The 19,578-nt window shown below is 44.3% G+C and carries 16 protein-coding genes and 1 riboswitch; of the genes, 2 read left to right on the top strand and 14 right to left on the bottom strand.

The annotated features are described in order from the left end of the window. Positions 1–126 precede the first annotated feature (126 nt). From guaB to B3X18_RS06405, 7 genes are all read right to left on the bottom strand, one after another. Entirely contained in the window at positions 127–1,593 is a 1,467-nt protein-coding gene (guaB, locus tag B3X18_RS06435) for an IMP dehydrogenase (protein WP_005017853.1), read from the bottom strand. Positions 1,594–1,766: 173 nt separating this feature from the next. After that, a complete protein-coding gene (locus B3X18_RS06430; RefSeq protein WP_034674879.1) occupies positions 1,767–2,129 on the bottom strand; it encodes a YkgJ family cysteine cluster protein in 363 nt (120 codons plus the stop codon). A gap of 92 nt (positions 2,130–2,221) precedes the next feature. After that, complete coding sequence (locus tag B3X18_RS06425) at positions 2,222–3,019, bottom strand: MBL fold metallo-hydrolase (RefSeq protein WP_005017851.1); 798 nt, start codon at positions 3,017–3,019, stop codon at positions 2,222–2,224. A 179-nt stretch (positions 3,020–3,198) separates the two neighbouring features. After that, positions 3,199–3,774 carry a TMEM165/GDT1 family protein gene (locus tag B3X18_RS06420; RefSeq protein WP_005405191.1) on the bottom strand — a complete coding sequence of 192 codons (576 nt, stop codon included), beginning with the start codon at positions 3,772–3,774 and terminating at the stop codon, positions 3,199–3,201. A gap of 90 nt (positions 3,775–3,864) precedes the next feature. Next, positions 3,865–4,022: riboswitch (yybP-ykoY riboswitch) on the bottom strand. A gap of 129 nt (positions 4,023–4,151) precedes the next feature. Further along, positions 4,152–6,191, bottom strand: a complete 2,040-nt coding sequence (locus tag B3X18_RS06415) for a 2-oxo acid dehydrogenase subunit E2 (RefSeq protein WP_034674876.1) — start codon at positions 6,189–6,191, stop codon at positions 4,152–4,154. 5 nt (positions 6,192–6,196) lie between these two features. Beyond that, complete coding sequence (aceE, locus tag B3X18_RS06410) at positions 6,197–8,914, bottom strand: pyruvate dehydrogenase (acetyl-transferring), homodimeric type (protein ID WP_034674873.1); 2,718 nt, start codon at positions 8,912–8,914, stop codon at positions 6,197–6,199. 207 nt (positions 8,915–9,121) lie between these two features. Then, complete coding sequence (locus B3X18_RS06405; protein WP_034674869.1) at positions 9,122–9,808, bottom strand: M23 family metallopeptidase; 687 nt, start codon at positions 9,806–9,808, stop codon at positions 9,122–9,124. 106 nt (positions 9,809–9,914) lie between these two features. On the opposite strand from B3X18_RS06405, the gene B3X18_RS06400 reads away from it, so the two are divergent. Next, the gene (locus tag B3X18_RS06400; protein WP_034674866.1) at positions 9,915–10,355 is read left to right on the top strand and encodes a hypothetical protein; all 441 of its coding nucleotides are present in this window, start codon (positions 9,915–9,917) and stop codon (positions 10,353–10,355) included. A gap of 98 nt (positions 10,356–10,453) precedes the next feature. Here B3X18_RS06400 and lpxC read toward each other — a convergent pair whose 3' ends face one another. From lpxC to murG, 7 genes are all read right to left on the bottom strand, one after another. Further along, entirely contained in the window at positions 10,454–11,356 is a 903-nt protein-coding gene (gene lpxC, locus B3X18_RS06395; RefSeq protein ID WP_005024044.1) for a UDP-3-O-acyl-N-acetylglucosamine deacetylase, read from the bottom strand. A 130-nt stretch (positions 11,357–11,486) separates the two neighbouring features. Further along, a complete protein-coding gene (ftsZ, locus tag B3X18_RS06390) occupies positions 11,487–12,671 on the bottom strand; it encodes a cell division protein FtsZ (RefSeq protein ID WP_026055458.1) in 1,185 nt (394 codons plus the stop codon). Between the two features lie 165 nt (positions 12,672–12,836). After that, a complete protein-coding gene (gene ftsA / locus B3X18_RS06385) occupies positions 12,837–14,099 on the bottom strand; it encodes a cell division protein FtsA (RefSeq protein WP_005017834.1) in 1,263 nt (420 codons plus the stop codon). Positions 14,100–14,166: 67 nt separating this feature from the next. Further along, the gene (locus tag B3X18_RS06380; RefSeq protein WP_005024040.1) at positions 14,167–15,024 is read right to left on the bottom strand and encodes a cell division protein FtsQ/DivIB; all 858 of its coding nucleotides are present in this window, start codon (positions 15,022–15,024) and stop codon (positions 14,167–14,169) included. A 3-nt stretch (positions 15,025–15,027) separates the two neighbouring features. Next, positions 15,028–15,963 (bottom strand): D-alanine--D-alanine ligase, encoded by a 936-nt coding sequence (locus B3X18_RS06375; protein WP_005024038.1) that lies wholly within the window; start codon positions 15,961–15,963, stop codon positions 15,028–15,030. Between the two features lie 52 nt (positions 15,964–16,015). After that, on the bottom strand, positions 16,016–17,464 hold the full coding sequence (gene murC, locus B3X18_RS06370; protein WP_005017818.1) for a UDP-N-acetylmuramate--L-alanine ligase: 1,449 nt from the start codon (positions 17,462–17,464) through the stop codon (positions 16,016–16,018). Between the two features lie 13 nt (positions 17,465–17,477). After that, complete coding sequence (gene murG / locus B3X18_RS06365; RefSeq protein WP_034669767.1) at positions 17,478–18,575, bottom strand: undecaprenyldiphospho-muramoylpentapeptide beta-N-acetylglucosaminyltransferase; 1,098 nt, start codon at positions 18,573–18,575, stop codon at positions 17,478–17,480. Between the two features lie 410 nt (positions 18,576–18,985). Between murG and B3X18_RS06360 the strand changes: the two genes are divergently transcribed. After that, on the top strand, positions 18,986–19,578 hold a 593-nt coding region (locus tag B3X18_RS06360; RefSeq protein ID WP_286935203.1), incomplete at its 3' end, for an MFS transporter.

The following is a 19,578-nucleotide window of genomic DNA, read 5'->3' as shown; positions in this document are numbered from 1 at the left end:
TTATAGTTTATGGTTATTTAACCAAGCTGTTGCAAATTGGATTTACTTTACACCAAAACAAAAAAGCCGTCATAAAACTGACGGCTTTTTCTATAAGGATCAGGTCAAAAATAGCCCAATCATGATTTAACCCACACGGTAGTTAGGTGCTTCTTTAGTAATCGTGACATCATGTACATGAGACTCAGACATACCTGCTGCCGTAATTTTTACAAATTTAGCATTTTGGCGGAGATCATCAATTGTCGCAGATCCGGTATAACCCATAGATGAACGTAAACCACCCATCATCTGGTGCACAATATTACCCATCGGGCCTTTATATGGTACACGGCCTTCAATACCTTCTGGAACCAATTTCTCGGCACCCGCTTTAGAGTCCTGGAAGTAGCGGTCTGCAGACCCGGTCGCTCCAGCCATTGCTCCTAATGAACCCATGCCACGATAGGCCTTATAATAACGTCCCTGAAAGAATTCAACCTCACCTGGTGCTTCTTCAGTTCCTGCTAGCAATGAACCGACCATAATCGTACTGGCACCTGCACCAATTGCTTTGGCCATGTCACCCGAGAAACGGATACCACCATCTGCAATCAGTGGAATCTGTTCTTTAAGTGCACTGGCCACACTGTCAATTGCAGAGATCTGCGGCATACCAATACCGGCAACAATACGGGTGGTACAGATTGAACCTGGTCCAATACCTACCTTAACTGCATCTGCACCGGCATCAAGTAACGCCAGCGCAGCATCACCTGTGGCAATATTTCCACCAATGACTTGGACCTGCGGATAGTTATTCTTGACCCAACGGACACGTTCAATTACACCGGCTGAGTGACCATGGGCAGTATCGACCACAATGACATCTACACCTGCCTCAACCAAGGCTTCAACACGGCTTGGTGTTTCGGCACCAGTTCCTACTGCTGCACCAACACGCAATCGGCCAAGGTCATCTTTACAGCTATTTGGATAAAGCTCAGCTTTACGGAAATCCGTTACCGTAATCAGTCCTTTAAGTGCATGTTGCTCGTCCACGACCAGTACTTTTTCAATACGGTGCTGTTGCAGTAAGGCCTGAATATTTTCTTTAGACTCGCCTTCCCGCACAGTCACCAAGCGCTCTTGTGGCGTCATAATATTACTGACAGGCTGTTCAAGATTAGTTTCAAAACGGGTATCACGGCCAGTAACAATGCCGACCACCTGGCCATCTTTAACCACAGGTACACCACTGATATTATTGGCTTGCGTAATCGCAATCAGTTCACGTACAGTGGTTTCAGGGGTAACTGTAATTGGGTCTTTAACCATACCGGCTTCAAATTTTTTGACACGGCGGACTTCTGCAGCCTGAAGTGCAATATCCATATTCTTATGCAGAATACCGATACCACCGTTCTGAGCCATGGCAATCGCCATACGTGACTCGGTTACAGTATCCATGGCTGCTGAAACAAGAGGAATATTAAGTTGAATACCGCGGGTCAAACGTGTCTTTAAGGAGACATCTTTTGGGAGAACAGTAGAGTAGGCAGGGAGTAACAAGACATCATCGAAGGTTAACGCTTCTTGAACGATGGTCAGCATAACAGTCTCACTGGTAATTTCCGTGAGCTATTATAAACAAATTTCTCCTCAAATTTCATTTTTCTCTCAGAGAATTTTTATTTCAGCGATTTCAGACCAGAGAAATCAGTATCTTCGCAGAAGCATTTTTGCCCATAGTTTTATCATCCTACTCGTTTTATTTTTATTTATGCTTAGCTAACCTGATCGTAGCTGTCATCATTGATTACCTGAGGTTCAATATTAATCAGCGGAATCATCCCATGCGCACTTCGCGCTTTATTACACTGACTGTCACCAGCCTGAACTTCTTGGCAGCTTGAACTTCGCACACTGTAAATACTACAGCTAACCTGTTCTCCTGGCGTTCCTTCTAGTGCCTGACAACGTGGCTGGGTCTGGTTAGTCCCTTTCATGCATGAGTAAACTGGTGTAATTGGCTCTACCAGATGTTTAGGAATCTGTTCGCCTTCTGCCCAATAAAATGATACCCGGTAATAGGCACAGCAGGCACCACAGCTTAAACAGGCATTTTCATAAGTTACTTGAGACAACATTTTCTTATATTCTCGTTAGTCTAGATATTGGCTATTTCCAATAGCAGAATCTTAGAAAATGTTGTTTTTCTACTCAAGTATTTTTTAATATTTTAAACCGGGCAGTGAAAAATACGCTCATCCATCAGATCAACGCCACACTGGAGTGTCTCAATCCAGTCCAGAAACTGTTTCACTTTTTCCTTGCCAATAAATGCACTGCCATGCTGTGGCACAATCATTTCAATATCCATTTTACGAACCATATTCACCCATAAACGGATAACCTTATTTGCACACATATAGCGCTGGTGAAAAGCTTTCATTTTAGGAATATGAGCTTCAAAGTCTTCAAGTGGCTGACTGGCATTCTCTACCATAGAAGCACCCATATCACCTGAAAATAAAATTTTAGAAACCGGATCGTAGAACTGAAAATTACCCACTGAATGTAAAAAGTGAGCCGGAATAGCCAGTATCGCAGCATGTCCCAGCGCAATACTCTGCCCCTGATCTGGGAGCTCAACCAGACGGTCCAGCCAGTTACCTTTCATGCGGTCACTCATGAAGGCTGAGTTCAGATGGGGTAAGAAGCGTGCCCAGAGTTTTGATGCAACCACCTTGGCATCGGTATAAACCAGCCAGCGTGGCATGGAAGTAATAATATCCGGATCTTGGTGTGAAGCCATTACATAATCAAGATTGGCCAGCCGGGTGTAACGGTTTAATTCCATGGTCAGGGGAATATATGTTAAGTCGCCACCAGGGTCGAGAACCGCCGCCCGCTCATGATCAATAATCAGAAACTGATTGGCCTGTACACCTTCACCTTTAACCAGACTGGTAAAACTGATGCATTTATGTGTGCCGTTATCAAACAGCACCTGTGATGTGGTGCGATCTAAACTCATCCCCTACCCCAAATTGACTTAACAAGTTAAATTTTTAATTCCTTATTAAAATAATGGGATTCATTAAAACTTACAATAAAATAAAAAATTTAGTTTGTACTGCTCAGGCAGTTTTTTAAGTAGGCTCAAAATATAAAATACAGCCCGACCGGTATCTGCCGGGCTGTCATAAAGTTGGCTTAGAAAAAGTAATGCTGCACAATAGTAAAGATACCAATCGCCAAGAAGATAAAGGCACTAATCTTGTGAATTAGAGCTATGGGCAGCTTGTGTGCCAGCTTATCGCCAATAAACACTGCAGGTACATTAGCCAGAAGCATACCTAGCGTGGTGCCGGCTGTTACCCAGAAAATACTGTCAAAACGAGCTGCCAAGGCAACTGTAGCGATCTGGGTTTTATCACCAATTTCTGCCAAGAAGAATAATACAAATGTGGCACCAAATACTCCGTAGCGCTGCCATTTATTAATATTTTCAGTTTCATCATCCAGCTCGTCAGGAATCAGCATCCAGATTGCCATGCCAATAAAACCTGCTGCCAGAATCCACATCATTACAGTCGGGTCAACCATACGGGTAATAAATTGCCCTAATACTGCAGAAAGCCCGTGATTAATCAGCGTAGCAGCGAGAATGGCCAAAATAATAGGTAAAGGCTTACGGAAACGCGCAGCCAACAAAAGGGCCAAAAGCTGAGTTTTATCGCCCATTTCAGCCAGAGCAACAATTGCTGTTGATACAGAAAAAGCCGCCATACTAGTTGGCATATTAGAGATTAAGGAGGTGAAAAAATCTGGCATGATTATTCTCTGGCTAGCGTAGTCCCATGACTTATCTCTCCCGCCAGCCATAATCAAGCAGAAAGATAAATCAAAGGTCTTGCCAACAAAAGAATTAAAGCTCGGGTTCTTTGGCTATGATGACCATGTTCTGTTGAACAATTATGTTGACCATCACCTATTTACTGGAACGTAAATAGCGGCTACTCCCCAATGAAGTAGGCCTAGTGTAAAACGAGCCAGCCGAATTTTCAAACCCCTTTTATTTTAAACCCGGCTTTATACATTAATATTTTTTAATCGGACCGATAAAAAGCCCCGCAATCGCAGGGCTTTTTATCTAGATAAGGAGATTACAGCAATAAACTGCGTATATCCTTTAACAGTTTGGTCAGCTTATTGGTAAAACGTGCTGCATCAGCACCATTGATCACCCGATGATCATAAGACAATGATAATGGCAACATTAGGCGCGGATCAAAAGACTCACCATTCCATACTGGTTGCATGGTTGCCGGAGAAATTCCCAGAATTGCCACTTGTGGCCAGTTAACCAGCGGCGTAAATGCCGTACCACCGATTGAACCCAGACTGGTAATGGTAAAGTTGGCACCTTGCAGGTCTTTTGGAGACAGCTTTTTATCACGTGCCTTCTGGCTCAGCTCCCCCAGTTCCTGTGCAATCTGACGGATAGATTTCTGATCAGGATTACGTAGTACCGGTACAGTCAACCCATCTGGCGTAGCTACCGCAATCCCCATATGAATTTCATGACGCAGCATTACTGCTTTCTGGTCATCAGCCAGATGACCTGCAAAATAAGGCTCTTCTTTTAACAGGTGAGCAACCGCCTTGGCGATAAAGGCCAAGATAGTCAGACTGATGCCTTCTTTTTTAAAGTTAGCTTTCAATTCACCACGCCATGCCTCAAGTTCGGTAATATCAGCCAGATCAAACTGGGTTACCTGAGGAATATAATTGTTGAGTGAAAGCTGTGGAACAGACACCTGCTGCAAACGTGTCATGGTTTTCAGTTCACCACCACCAAAAGCAGTAAAATCTGGCAAAGCTGGCAAACCTGAAACTACAGGTGCTGGAGTTGAGCTTGCAGGTTTTTGCACTTCAGTCAGACGAGTTTTGACATATGCAAAAACGTCTTCCTTCATTACACGTTCATGCGGACCCGATGCCTTAACTTGTGCTAATACTACGCCCAGTTCACGAGCCAGCTTCCGTACTGCAGGCCCAGCATAAACCTTGGCATTTTCAAGTTGCTGTTCTTTACTTAACTTATCAGTGCCCTGCTGTGGAGCTGACAAAGTACCAGTATCATTTTGCGGCTTAGCTACAGTCTGTTGCGTTGCAGCATCCTGCTCTTTAACCGCTGCAGCCTGTTTAGTTTTAACCGGTTCAGATGATTTCTCTGTCTCTACTACAGCCAGTAATAGTCCCTGTTTAACGACCTGGTTTAACTCTACATGTAACGCCTTAATGATGCCGGCAGCAGAACTTGGAATCTCAACTGAAGCTTTGTCTGACTCAACCACACACAAGCTTTGCTGAGCCTCTACACGGTCACCGACTTTAACTAAAATTTCAGTGACTATGGCTTTGTCTACCCCAAGGTCCGGTACAGTAACTTCAATTTCTGTACTTTCAGCACTACTACTATTTTCAACTGATGTAGCAGCCTGCCGTTGAGATGCAGATTTTTCTGTAGCAGGCTGGACGGAAGGCTTCTCTGATACAGGCCCGGCCGAACCTTCAGCGGTCCGTACAGTAATCAGCACCACACCTTCTTTAACGCTATCACCTTCTTTGACGGTAATACTTTGTACTTTGCCTGCTACAGTACTTGGTACTTCTACGGTGGCTTTGTCTGACTCAACTACTGCAATACTCTGGTCAACCTGAATATCATCACCTACCTGAACCAGCAGCTCACCCACCAGTGCTTTCTCTACCCCAATATCAGGTAACTTAACTTCAACCGTAGCAGCTGAAGATGAGCCAGATTCAGACGGTTGAGCAGCTTGGGTCGGAGAATTTGGCTGATGGGATGAAATTTCCTGCTGAATTTCCCGGTCAGGTAATTCAGTTGGAGTATTTTCTGAAGTTTTCTGTGCTGCATCGGCTTCTTGAGCTTCAGTAACGCCGCCAGATGTACCTTCTGCTTCAAGTTCAATCAATGCTGTGCCTTCAGTCACGTCATCGCCCTGATTGACCAGGATACTTTTAACCACTCCGGCTGAAGTGGCAGGCACTTCAACCGTTGCTTTATCGGATTCCAACACGACAATGCTGTCATCTACTTCAATACGGTCGCCTACTTTGACCAGAACTTCTGCAACATTCGCTTGATCTACGCCGATATCAGGTGTCTTGATTTGCATAGGGCTTAGTTCTCCTCACCTGATACTGGTTCTTGATATTCTGCAACTGTCTGGACTTCCGGATGAGCTTGAGGTGCCCAAGCTACCGGACGGTCTGTTTCCAGCTCAAAACTGGAAATAGCATCTTTAACCAGACGGTTTTCAACTTCGCCTTCATCTGCCAGTTTTTTCAGAGTGGCAACCACGATATGAGCTGCATCTACACCAAAATAACTGCGAAGATTGGCGCGGGTATCAGAACGGCCGTAGCCATCTGTACCCAATGTAACGTAAGGCCGGTTATCTGGCAGATAAGCGCGGATCTGTTCACTATAAGTACGCATGTGATCCGTTGCTGCAACCACGATACCATCTGTACCACGCAACTGCTGAGAAACCCAAGATTCTCGGGTTTGTTCATTTAACGGATGCAGGCGGTTATATTCTTCACATGCCATTCCATCACGTGCCAGTTCATTGAAGCTGGTGACGCTCCAGACATTGGCATGAACCTGATATTCCTCACGCAGAATTTTAGCAGCCTTGATCACTTCACGCAGAATAACGCCTGAACCCAGCAACTGGACAGTGGCTTTATCACCTTCTTCAAGCAGGTACATCCCGCGTTTGATGCCCTCTTCTACACCCTGTGGCATTGGTGGATGTTCATAGTTTTCATTCATGAGTGTCAGGTAATAGAACACACGTTCCTGATTTACATACATGCGTTGCAAACCATCATGTACCACAACAGCCAGCTCATAACCAAAGCAAGGGTCATATGAAACACAGTTTGGAATGGTACTGGCCAGAATATGTGAATGACCATCCTGATGCTGCAAACCTTCACCATTCAGAGTAGTACGGCCTGCAGTTGCACCCAGCAAGAAACCTTGAGCCTGCGCATCTCCTGCAGCCCAGGCAATATCACCGATACGCTGGAAACCGAACATGGAGTAATACATGTACATCGGAATCATCGGCAAATTATTGGTTGAATAGCTACTTCCCAGCGCAGCCCAGGCACTCATGGCTCCGGCTTCGTTAATACCTTCCTGAAGCATATGCCCATCTTTGGCTTCACGGTAATTCATGAGCTGTTCATTATCTTCTGGCGTATACTGCTGACCATGTGCCGCATAGATACCTAACTGCCGGAACATACCTTCCAAGCCAAAAGTACGTGCCTCATCCGGTACGATCGGAACAACATGATCTTTAATTGCTTTTTCTTTAAGCAATGCTGAGATCAGGCGTACCATTACCATGGTAGTGGATTGCTGTTTACCATTACTGCCACGTAGAACGCTATCAAAAACTGACAGTTCTGGAATATCCAGAGCATAGCTTTCTTTGCGTCGTGCCGGTAAATAACCCCCTAGAGCTTCGCGCCGTGCCTTAAGATATTTTAGCTCGGGAGAATTTTCGCTCGGACGATAGAATGGCAGTTCTTCAAGCTGTTCATCATTAAATGGCAGATTGAAGCGGTTACGAACATATTTCAGTGACTCAAGCTGCATTTTCTTGATCTGATGCGTCTTGTTTACCGCTTCAATCTCTTCAGACAGACCATAACCTTTTACCGTTTTAGCTAAAATAACTGTCGGCTGACCTTTGGCTTTGGTTGCCTCAGCATAGGCAGCAAAGACCTTGTACGGGTCATGACCGCCACGATTCAGATTATCAATATCTTCATCGCTTAAATTCTTTACCAGCTCTTCAGCTTCCGGATATTTACCGAAGAAGTGAGCACGCGTATAGGCTCCACCTTTAACCTGATAGCGCTGATAGTCACCATCTACTGCTTCTTCCATTGCAGCTTTTAGTGCACCAGAGGTATCTTTGGCCAGTAAAGGGTCCCAGTGGCGACCCCACACTACCTTAATCACTCGCCAACCTGCCCCACGGAACAACGATTCTAATTCTTGGATAATTTTACCATTACCACGTACCGGGCCATCCAGACGCTGCAGGTTACAGTTCACTACCCAAATCAGGTTATCGAGCTTTTCGCGACCTGCCAATGAGATCGCACCCAAACTCTCTGGCTCGTCCATCTCGCCATCACCCAGGTACGCCCAGATTTTCCGGTCTTCTTCTTTAGTCAGGCCACGGTTCATCAGATATTTCTGAATGTGGGCCTGATAAATTGACATGATTGGTCCCAAGCCCATAGATACTGTCGGGAATTGCCAGTAATCTGGCATCAGATAAGGATGTGGATAGCTTGGTAAACCATTTCCGCCTACTTCACGGCGAAAATTGCCGAGCTGCTCTTCAGTGAGTCGGCCTTCCAGAAATGAACGTGCGTAAATGCCCGGTGCACAATGACCTTGATAATAGATCATATCACCGCCGAAATTATCACTAGCAGCACGGAAAAAATGGTTAAAACCTACATCATACAGGGTGGCACTAGATGCAAAACTTGCCAAGTGACCACCAAGATCATCACCGGTCTTGTTAGCACGTAACACCATTGCTAAGGCATTCCAGCGAATCAGAGCGCGAATTCTTCGCTCCATATCCTGATCACCCGGCATAGCAGGCTGTTCATCTACTGAGATTGTATTGAGATATGGCGTATTGAGACGCTGAATAGGAACATGTTTAGCTATCGCGCGCTGATACAATTTTTCAAGCAGAAATGCTGCCCGCTCTGTACCCATATGCTGTAGTACTGAATCAAAAGCATCTTGCCATTCTTGTGTTTCCTGTGCGTCGGTATCACCGTAAAACGCCATAACTCACCTTTCTCTTAATCTTCCTGTCTTATCCCCTATATGTATCATGTTTTCGTGTAGAGCAGGTATCGCCGCAGGTGAATGCCATCATGGAGAATTATTCATAAGATAAATACCAAGTGACGTTTTATTACTCAGAATAACAAAAAATCGCCAATATAGGCGATTTTTCATACAATTCATATTAAAAGTGGTGATACTATAATTTTATGGCAGCATAGCAAGGTAAGTTGAAGGATTCTTACGCTGGCCATCTTTGACTACTTCATAATGAAGGTGAGGGCCGGTACAGCGGCCGGTACAGCCAACATTTGCAATATGTTCACCTGCTTCAACACGGTCACCTACACGGGCGACCAAACGTGAAGCATGGGCATAGCGAGTTAAGTAACCATTACCATGATTAATTTCTACATACTGGCCATAACCTGTACCCCAGCCTGATTTGGTCACAATACCTGGACCAGTTGCATAGATTGGAGTACCACTAGGTGCAGATAGATCCAGACCTGAATGATTTTCAGCCCGGCCACCCATAACACGGCCACCGTAGTTAGAACTGACACGTTTCATATCAGGTAGGGGATGGCTGACTAGCCATGAATAAGGATTACTGGAGTTGTAAGATGGGGTCGTTTTAGTTCCGTACTTTTTTGCTAAAGATTCATTATTCAACTCAACAGTTTTCTCACGAAGAGTAATGCTAACATTCGTGTTTGCTGGAATATTAATATCATCCGGCTGAGAATATGAACCTTGAGCTAAAGTGCGGGTAAGTTCTTCAAGACGATCTGGTGATGATGTGGTACCGTTTAATTCAACCAGATCTGCAAATGCAACTGATGCAGCTGATGCGGCGAGTGAAAACGCTAGTAAAATACGACGCGTGTGCATAAAAACCTCATTTAACTGTTCTTACTCAAGGTTCCTTGTGATCTCTTCCTTGATATCAGCTGAAACAAGCGCATAAGATTAAGACATTACTATGTGGAAAATATGTATGTCAGAACCTTTCAACGTCTTTCAACAGACAAGAAAACACCTAAAAACAGGAAACTTAACGTTTCTTAAAGCGCAAGTTGCTGAATGGCAGAAACTTACGAAACTAATTCAACCGCTATTACCCCAACCGGAACAATGGCAAGTCGTGTGTTATGAATACGGCATTTTGACGGTAACTGGTGAAAATCAAGCCTTGATCAGTCAGCTCGGCTACCTGCAAAAGCAATATATTTCTAAGTTAACTCAACATGCTGAACTGAAAGATCTGAAACAGATCCGGCCTTATCTCAGGTCTAGACAACCTGATACTCCTATCAGAACTGCATCTTCTCAATCACTTGCACCAGAAACACAGGAAATGTTACGAAATGCTGCTGGCTTTGTGAGCGACCCCAAGCTTAGCCAAGCCTTGCTACGTTTGGCAAGCAATAAAAAGTAACATGGCAGCAATATACAATTACTTTAGAGAAGATATTTAGAGAATTATTTCACATTTTTACATGTTATATTATAACATAACCATATAAAGACAATGACTTATGAAAGACTTACATAAGAAATTGGGCAGTCCTCAATGTCATTAAATGTTACAATTTCATAATTACTAGGATCACTCTGCACATTGCGTAGCAGCTGATTATTTAAAGCATGGCCAGACTTATAGCCATCGAATTTGGCAATGATCTGGTGTCCGAGCAGATATAGGTCACCTACTGCATCCAAAATTTTATGGCGTACAAACTCATCTGAAAAACGTAGCCCCTCTTCGTTCACTACGCCGGTATCATCTACACCAATTGCATTTTCAAGACTGGCTCCTAGCGCCAGATTATTTGCTTTCAGATAATCCAGATCTTTCATAAACCCAAAAGTCCGGGCTTCACTAACTTCATATACGAAAGTTTCAGTAGAGAAGTCAATCGTGGCAGATTGGTATTCTTTAGCAAATGCAGGATGATCAAAATCAATTGTAAAATTTAACTGAAAGCCATGATGGGGAGTAAAAATAGCCTGTTTGTCATCAATCAGAGCTTCAACCGGCTTTAAAATTTTAATAAATTTCTTGGGTGCATTTTGTTCAACCAGCTCACCTTGCATGAGTAAATAAATAAATGGACCTGCACTACCATCCATAATCGGCACTTCAGAGGCTGAAACCTCCACAATCAGGTTATCAATTCCCAAGCCGGCAATTGCACTCATGACGTGCTCAATGGTTCCAACCTTGGCATTTTCCTGTACCAGGTTAGAACACATAAATGCTTCCTGGATGAGTAAGGCATCAGCAGGAATATCAACAGGAGGGTTCAGATCAATACGACGAAATATGATGCCGCCATCAACTGTATGCGGAACAAAGTTAATCATGACTTTCTGACCGCTATGCAGTCCAATGCCACTGGCTTTGACCATACGTTTGAGGGTACGCTGTTTCAACATTCGCTTTTTGTCTTCCACCTAAAAAACCGCTATACGTTAGCATATTTAGCCATTGATAAAAAACAAAAAGGTAGTGTTTGACCACTACCTTTTGTAAAGATATCAGCTTTTGTTCAAACTAGCTGCATTTTTACTTGCGTTGCTGGTTTTTCAGGTAATCTTGAATACTCATTGGTGAGGAACGTGGCGTAGAGCTTGGTGTAGAGGCTGCTGGAGCTTCTACAGCCTGACGCTTGCTGATAGCAGGCACATCATCTTCTTCAACAGAAACATGGGTGGTAGCCTGAGTGCGTGCTTGAGCTGACTGGACCTGGCGTTTTGGCTCAACGGCATCAGCGGCATTACGGGTCAAACCGGTGGCAATGACTGTAACACGAATTTCATCACGCGCATCTGGATCAAACACCGTACCAAAGAATACCTCACCATCATCCAGATCCACGATCTGGTTAACAACATCCGTAATAATCTCGGTTTCACGTAAAGTTACGTCAGCACCACCTGTAATATTAATTAGAACACCTTTGGCATTCATGATATTAACATTATCAAGTAACGGACTACGAATAGCCAGACGGGCTGCGTTCTCGGCACGATCCTGTCCACTGCTACGCCCTTCACCCATCATGGCATAGCCACGGGTACTCATTGCAGTTTTCAAGTCAGCAAAGTCAAGGTTAATGTGCCCTGGACGTACAACCAGATCAAAGATTGAACGTACTGCATTAAGCAGTACATCGTCTGCTTTTTTGTATGCATCCTGCATGGAAATATCACCAAACACACTGAGCAGGCGCTGGTTTGGAATGATAATCAGGGAATCGACATGAGCTTCAAGCGCATCAATACCCTTTTCTGCAGAACGCTGACGACGACGGCCTTCAAAGTTAAAAGGCGTGGTCACTACACCGACGGTTAAAATCCCCATCTCTTTAGCAATTTCAGCAACCACAGGTGCGGCCCCTGTACCTGTTCCCCCGCCCATTCCAGCAGTCACAAAAACCATATCAGCACCTTCAAGATGCTGACGGATTACTTCGCGACTTTCTTCAGCGGCAATCTGTCCTACTTCCGGATTAGCACCTGCGCCAAGACCACGTGTACTTTGTTCGCCAAGCTGGATTTTAAATGGAGCGTTCATCCGGTCGAGAGCTTGTTTGTCGGTATTAGCACAGACAAACTTTACACCTTTGATATCGGACTGCACCATATGCTGTACAGCATTACCGCCACCACCGCCTACACCAAATACAGTGAAACGGGCCTGACCGTTGCTATCGCTTGGTTCATCTTCTATTAGTTCAAATGAGGACAACATGACCTTTAGATTTCCTAATTAAATTGTGGCAGTCACTTTAGCCCGTATACTGCCTTGATCTGTAAAAAATATTTTTTAGAATGCTGTGCAATGCTCACCTTGTCAAGTACACGGCTTTTCACTTACAACTTCCTAACAATATTCCCAAAAAACCCATACATCCTAGAAGATCGATTTTAGTTTGCTATTCAGGTTAGTCCATCCATTGGCAACCCGACTCCAGAATGGGCGTTTCTCTGTTTCTTCCGGCTCATCAACGGTTGCCTGCATTTCACTTTGGCTAAAAAGTAGCAAGCCTGAAGCAGTGGCATACATTGAGCGACGCAAAGAAGCCTGATGCTGTTCTTCTGCATACACCTGTAAAGGCGGATTACCTAAATGGGCGGATACACCTAACATACGGCGCGCCAGATTTACCATGCCTTCGATCTGGCATGCGTCCCCTGTAAGCACGACACCATGATACAAGCCATGAATTGCACCACTTCGTTCTAGTTCTTCTCGAATTTTAGAAAAAATTTCTTCATAGCGTGCAATAATAATTTCTGCAAGTTCAATGCGACTAATCGTTTGCGGACCATCAATCCCTTGTACCTGAATCATATGATCAGGCTTTACTGCATGCAAATCAACACAACCATGTAATATTTTAATACGCTCGGCTTCCTCAGTCGTTGTTTGCAGCACAGCAGCAATATCCCGGGTAACATGCTCCCCTCCTCGCTGCAAGGTATGAACCAGTGCTAAATGACCATCAAGATAGACCGCCAGATTGGTGGTACCTGCGCCTATATCGACCAGACAGACGCCATATTCTTTTTCATCTTTCAACAGGCTGCCTTCCGATGTTGCCAAAGAAGATACCACCATCTTCTCGACCCCAATATTTGCACCTTTCATGGCCCGGTCAAGATTTTGCATAGTGCTGATTGGCATCATCATTAGCTGATAATGTCCGGTCATACTTTGTGCTGACATGTTAATCGGATTTTGCACCCATTCTGGCGTGTCATCCAGTTCAAAACCTAATGGTACAGCACTGGCCAGATAGTAGTCTGCTGTTACATGGCTTGCCTTGGCTAGTTCCAGCGCACGCACCACTTCATTGGTGCTGATAATACGTTCCGGATTTGTAACAGGGGTACGGCCAGCCGCATAGAAACTTTTTAATTCTGTACTTGGTATAGACACCCAGGCCGAGTGGATACGGCATTCCGCCATATTTTCTGCTTCTGCGACAGCATTTTTTATTGCGGCAATGACTTTATCGAGACTGACAATTTTTCCTTTATTCATACCCCGGTTGCGAGCACTCGCCATACCAATGACCTGAATATTATCCGGAGCATGGACCTTACCAATTAAAACTGAAACTTTGTGCGTCCCAATATCAATCGCAACAACCGAGGGAACAGCTTCACTCATTAATCACTACCATTTTATGTTCGTTGTTTATATTTGGCCCAATGCCTCAATCTTATAAAGCCACGTATTATGGCTTTGCCCTTATTCCGCCTGCAATGCTTGTGTCATCAATCGTTACAACAAACTGACTATTTATAATTTTAGGTGGTGCTGCACTTTTCCACTGAATAGCCAGGCCATTACGATAACGCAGGTCAATTGCCGAGATTTTGTTCCACACTGGTTTTAAGTCAGTTTGTGCCAGATGACTCAAACGTTGCAGTTTACTCATAGTCTGATCTTGGTCCACGATAATACGAAGTCCAGAATCAAATTGCATAAACCAAGTCATACGTTCTGTTAAATAAAGTTCTTTTAAACGCAAATTGACTGGTCGAAATAATTGATTGATCTCATTGTAACGGCGCATCATCACCTTGGACTGACTGGCCGGACCATGAAGTAAGGGCAATTGCTGATGACTGCTATACACCGCCTCAGTAAAAATATCCCCACTGTCACTAAGCAGTCGTCCTGTTCCCCAACGGGCAATTGCGTGACGTGGCATAACACGTACCCGGATGGCATTTGGCCATGCACGTGATACGACGACTCTATCTACCCAAGATATTTCCAAGGCTTCGTCCCGGATCTGTTCCAGATCAGAGGTAAAATAGTTAGCCTGAATTACCGGGTCCAGATGTTTGACCAGCTGCTGCTGTTCAGCATCGGAGCGTGCTCCAACTACCTGAAGTTCAGCTACAGTAGCATCTGTCATAACCCGGTATAAACCATAAACTCCTATAACCAGCACCAAGCAGGCAATTACCAGCATCAGCCACCCACCCAGATTAGTAAGCTTTTCCTTCCGGGTTGGTGGTTTTTCATGAATAGAAGTAATTGCTGCCCGCGGTTTACGGCGCATAGAAGTCGGAAGCTGAGCCATGGCTTACTGGTCTACTCCATGATATTGCAGTGTTTGCTCCAAAATCGTGACACAAAGCTGGTCAAAATCATAACCCACAGCCTTGGCTGCTTTAGGAACCAGTGAATGGCTGGTCATGCCTGGTACAGTATTGACTTCAAGCAGCCAGAAATTACCCTGTTCATCCTGCATGGCATCAATACGGCCCCAGCCTTTACAGCCCACTGCCTGAAATGCACGCAAGGCCAGCTCCTGAAGCGTCTTCTCTTCAGCTTCACTTAAGCCGCAAGGAATACCATATTGCACATCATTACGATTATATTTAGCTTCATAATCATAAAACGCGACATCTTTTGGTGGCTCCAGACGGATAACTGGCAGGGCCTGGCCATTTAGCAATACGATCGTGAACTCACGGCCATTAATCCATTTTTCTGCCATGACTACAGCATCATGTTCAGTGGCCTTGGCCAAAGCTTCAGCAAAGTCTTCAGGTTTTTCTACCTTACTCATGCCAATACTTGAACCTTCATGTACCGGTTTAATGATGAATGGCAAACCAAGACTGGCAATTACCTCATCAGCATCGGTATCTTTGCTCACAATACGGTGTGGGGCTGTCGGCAGTTCACTGCCCTGCCAGACCTGCTTGGTTTTGATCTTGTCCATACCAATCGCAGAACCTTGTACCCCTGTGCCGGTATATGGAATATTTAACCACTCCAGTACACCCTGAATCTGTCCATCTTCACCGCCACGACCATGCAATACAATAAAAGCGCGGTCATAATTCACCAGTTCAGTGACACAACGTTCTTGTGGATCAAAGGCCTCGGCTTCCACCCCTGAACGTATCAATGCTTCAAGCACAGCACGACCACTATCTAACGAAACTTCTCGCTCTGCTGATTTCCCGCCAAGCAATACTGCAACTTTGCCGAATTTTAAAGCATTTGACACGTTGATATCCTTAAAGTTTTATCACTAATATTTTTTAAATGACCCAAAAGTCCTATTTCAGATAGAGCTGGTGATGAGCGAGTTCAAGTGAAATAGCCCCCACGTTACCTGCACCTTGGGTTAATAACAAGTCATTCGGTTGTAACACTTTTTGTATAACATTCTGCAGATTGCCTTCGACCGGATCGATCAGGATTGGTTCAACCTCGCCACGCAGACGGATGCTGCGTGCTAGCGATCGGCTGTCCGCACCCACTATCGGCTTTTCACCAGCAGGGTAAACTTCAAGTAACAGTAACTGGTCAACCTGTGAAAGTACATCGACAAAGTCATCAAAACAGTCTCGGGTACGGCTGAAGCGGTGAGGCTGGAACATCATAACCAGTCGACGGTCAGGGTGGCTCTGCCGTGCAGCCTTGATGGTAGCTTCTACCTCTTTCGGATGATGTCCATAGTCATCGACCAGCTTGACTGTACCCTGTTCCAGCCCAAACTCACCCTGAACCTGGAAACGGCGCCCCACGCCACTGAAACCTTCCAGTGCACGGCCAATTGCCGCATCGGATACACCTTCATCTGTTGCAACACCAATAGCTGCCAGTGCATTTAATACATTATGCAGGCCGGGCTGGTTAATCGTCAGGCGTAATGGCTCACGATCTTTACGTAATACCGTAAAGTGACTGCGCATGCCATCCTGTTCAACATCGACAGCGCGAATGTCATTGTCTGGATTGAAGCCATAAGTTAATAATGGACGCGCGATCCGCGGCATGATTTCACGAATATTGGCATCATCACCGCATACAACTGCCAAGCCGTAAAATGGCAGCTTGTGAAGGAACTGGATAAAGGTATCTTTCAGTACATCAAAACTACCGCCATAAGTATCCATATGGTCAGCATCGATATTGGTCACAATGGCTGCCATTGGCTCAAGATGTAAAAAGGATGCATCTGACTCATCGGCTTCAGCTACGATATAACGACTTGCTCCTAATGCAGCATTTACACCAGTACGGTTCAGCAAGCCGCCAATAACATAAGTAGGATCCATACCTTCTTCTGCCAGCATACAGGTCAGGAGACTGGTAGTTGTGGTTTTACCATGAGTCCCTGCTACTGCAATTCCATGACGGTAACGCATCAGCTCGCCCAGCATCTCGGCACGGCGTACCACTGGAATACGCTGTTCGATCGCGGCTTTGACTTCCGGGTTCTCAGGATCAATTGCGGTAGACACTACCAGTACACTGGCACCTTTAATATTATCAGCCGCATGGCCAATAAATACTTCAATACCATTTTCTTCGAGCTGAGCTGTGGTCTTCGAGGCCTTAATATCTGAGCCTGAAACGCAGTAACCCTGATTTTTAAGTACTTCGGCAATACCACACATACCTGCCCCACCAATTCCGACAAAATGAATTTGCTTGATACGGCGCATTTCAGGAATTTTAATTAATTCTTTAACTTGTTCAGCAGGAATAGAAGGAGACATAATAAACTCTATATTACAATTTTTTAATTAAATCAACCACGTGCTGAGTTGCATTCGGTTGTGCCTGTTGCCGCGCTTTGACTGCCATTTCAGTCAGTAACTGGCGGTTAAGTAAGGGCGCTAAAAGTTCTTTTAAATATTCAGGGCTCATGACGGCTTGCTGACAGATTTTGGCAGCATCCAAATCTGCTAGAAACCGGGCATTGGCAGTCTGATGATCATCTACAGCGATAGGTAAAGGTACAAATATGGCAGCCACCCCAGCAGTTGCGACTTCAGTAACAGTAAGTGCGCCAGCACGACAAATAATTAAGTCAGCATCACTATAAGCTTTGGCCATATCGGTAATGAATGGCTGTACTTCAACTTGTAAACTCGCTGGTGCTCCCTGATAGGCAGACTGGGTAAGTTCCAGCTGTTTTTGTCCACACTGATGAAATACCTTTAAAGGCATATCAAACTGTTTTAATACGGCAGGGACTCGCTCATTTAATGCTTGTGCACCTAGTGAGCCTCCCACAATTAAAATATTTAGCGGTGCCTGTGCAGCTGCACGCTGATCATAGCGCCATTTTGGATTTAGAATTTCAGCAATTTCTTTACGAACCGGATTACCGGTTGTGACCACTTTGGACTGTGGCGGAAAAGTTTCTGGAAATGCCTGACAGACTATTTTTGCAATACGAGAAAGCTGTATATTGGTAAAACCGGCTACGGCATTCTGTTCATGAATAATGACAGGTATACCCAATAAACGAGCAGCCAAGCCACCAGGTCCTGCAACATATCCACCAAAACCAGCCACCGCATCAATTTTTAGCTGCTTCATATAACGCATAGCACTAAAAGTTGCCTTTAAAATTTTAAAGGGGGCCATGAGTTTACGAAGTATGCCATTACCACGTACCCCCTGAATATCAATCTGGTAAATTGGAATTTTCTGATCTTGAAGCAGGCGGTTCTCCATACCCTGAGGAGTTGCCAACCATGAAACCTGAGCACCTTCTGATTGTAATTGTTTGGCAACAGCAAGCGCAGGAAAAACATGGCCGCCTGTGCCGGCAGCCATAATCATGACATGTTTGGAAATACGTTGTTGTGAGTCAGACACGGCTTAATTCTTCAATACTAAAATAATTCGACTGGGAACCAGTTTTTTGACCGCTAATTGTAATCACAAAGTTTAAGCTTCGAAAAGTTTATTTACTTTTTTTCACCAAGCATGTCATCGTTTTTTTCTTGGAATTTTAAAGTTTAAACTAGTTTTATTATTAACCCTATATAAATTCGTATAATTATCGAGNNGTTTAATTTAATTAAAGATAAAATATCCCTTCTCGTTCTTTATTATGATTTTTCTCTTGAGTAAAGTTTTGTATAAGAGCTTTACTGATTCAAATATAAGATTAATAAAAATTAAAATTATCATATTATGCAAAAATTCTAATTTTTTTATAGAATCTCATTATAAACTATAAAAAAATTCTCTTAATATTCAAAAAAACTCCAGTATTTTCATGGATGAAAAACGTGGCTCTAGCTTCTTTAAAGACTAATTTTTGCATCATTTTCGCAGGTTACCTAGCCGCTATTCACGTAGGTAAACTATCTGCGGGTTTACCCATTCTACAGCAGGAAATTGGCCTGAGTTTAACTCAGGCAGGTTTAGCGCTTTCGCTGGTACAAGCAGCTGGTATGTGTTTTGCTCTAAGCTTGGGTGGGCTTTCACAATATTTTGGTTTAAAAAGATGTCTTACATTGGGTTTAGTCATTCTAGGCTGTGCAAGCATGGGCAGTTTATGGATTAACGATCTTTATAGCCTGTTTATTTTCCGTTTTATTGAAGGTATTGGCTTCCTTTTTATCACTTTATGTGCTCCAGCTTTGCTTAAACAGCTGAGTACGCCTGAATCACTTAACCTGAAAATGGGGTTGTGGGGATCCTATATGGGATTAGGTGTGGGTCTCGCCCTGCTGTTTATACCATTCCTGTTAGAGTTCTGGAGCTGGCAGCAGATCTGGAATATGCTTGGCTTATCTTGCCTGCTGCTGGCGGCTGTCGTGTACCTACAGTTACCGCCTATCAACAAAATACAAAATAGCTCCTTCCCTTT

It is taken from the genome of Acinetobacter sp. UBA6571 (assembly GCF_002434085.1).
Taxonomy (GTDB): Bacteria; Pseudomonadota; Gammaproteobacteria; order Pseudomonadales; family Moraxellaceae; genus Acinetobacter; species Acinetobacter radioresistens.
The sequence above is the reverse complement of the archived record's forward strand: the minus strand, read 5'-3'. Positions and strand labels throughout refer to the sequence as shown.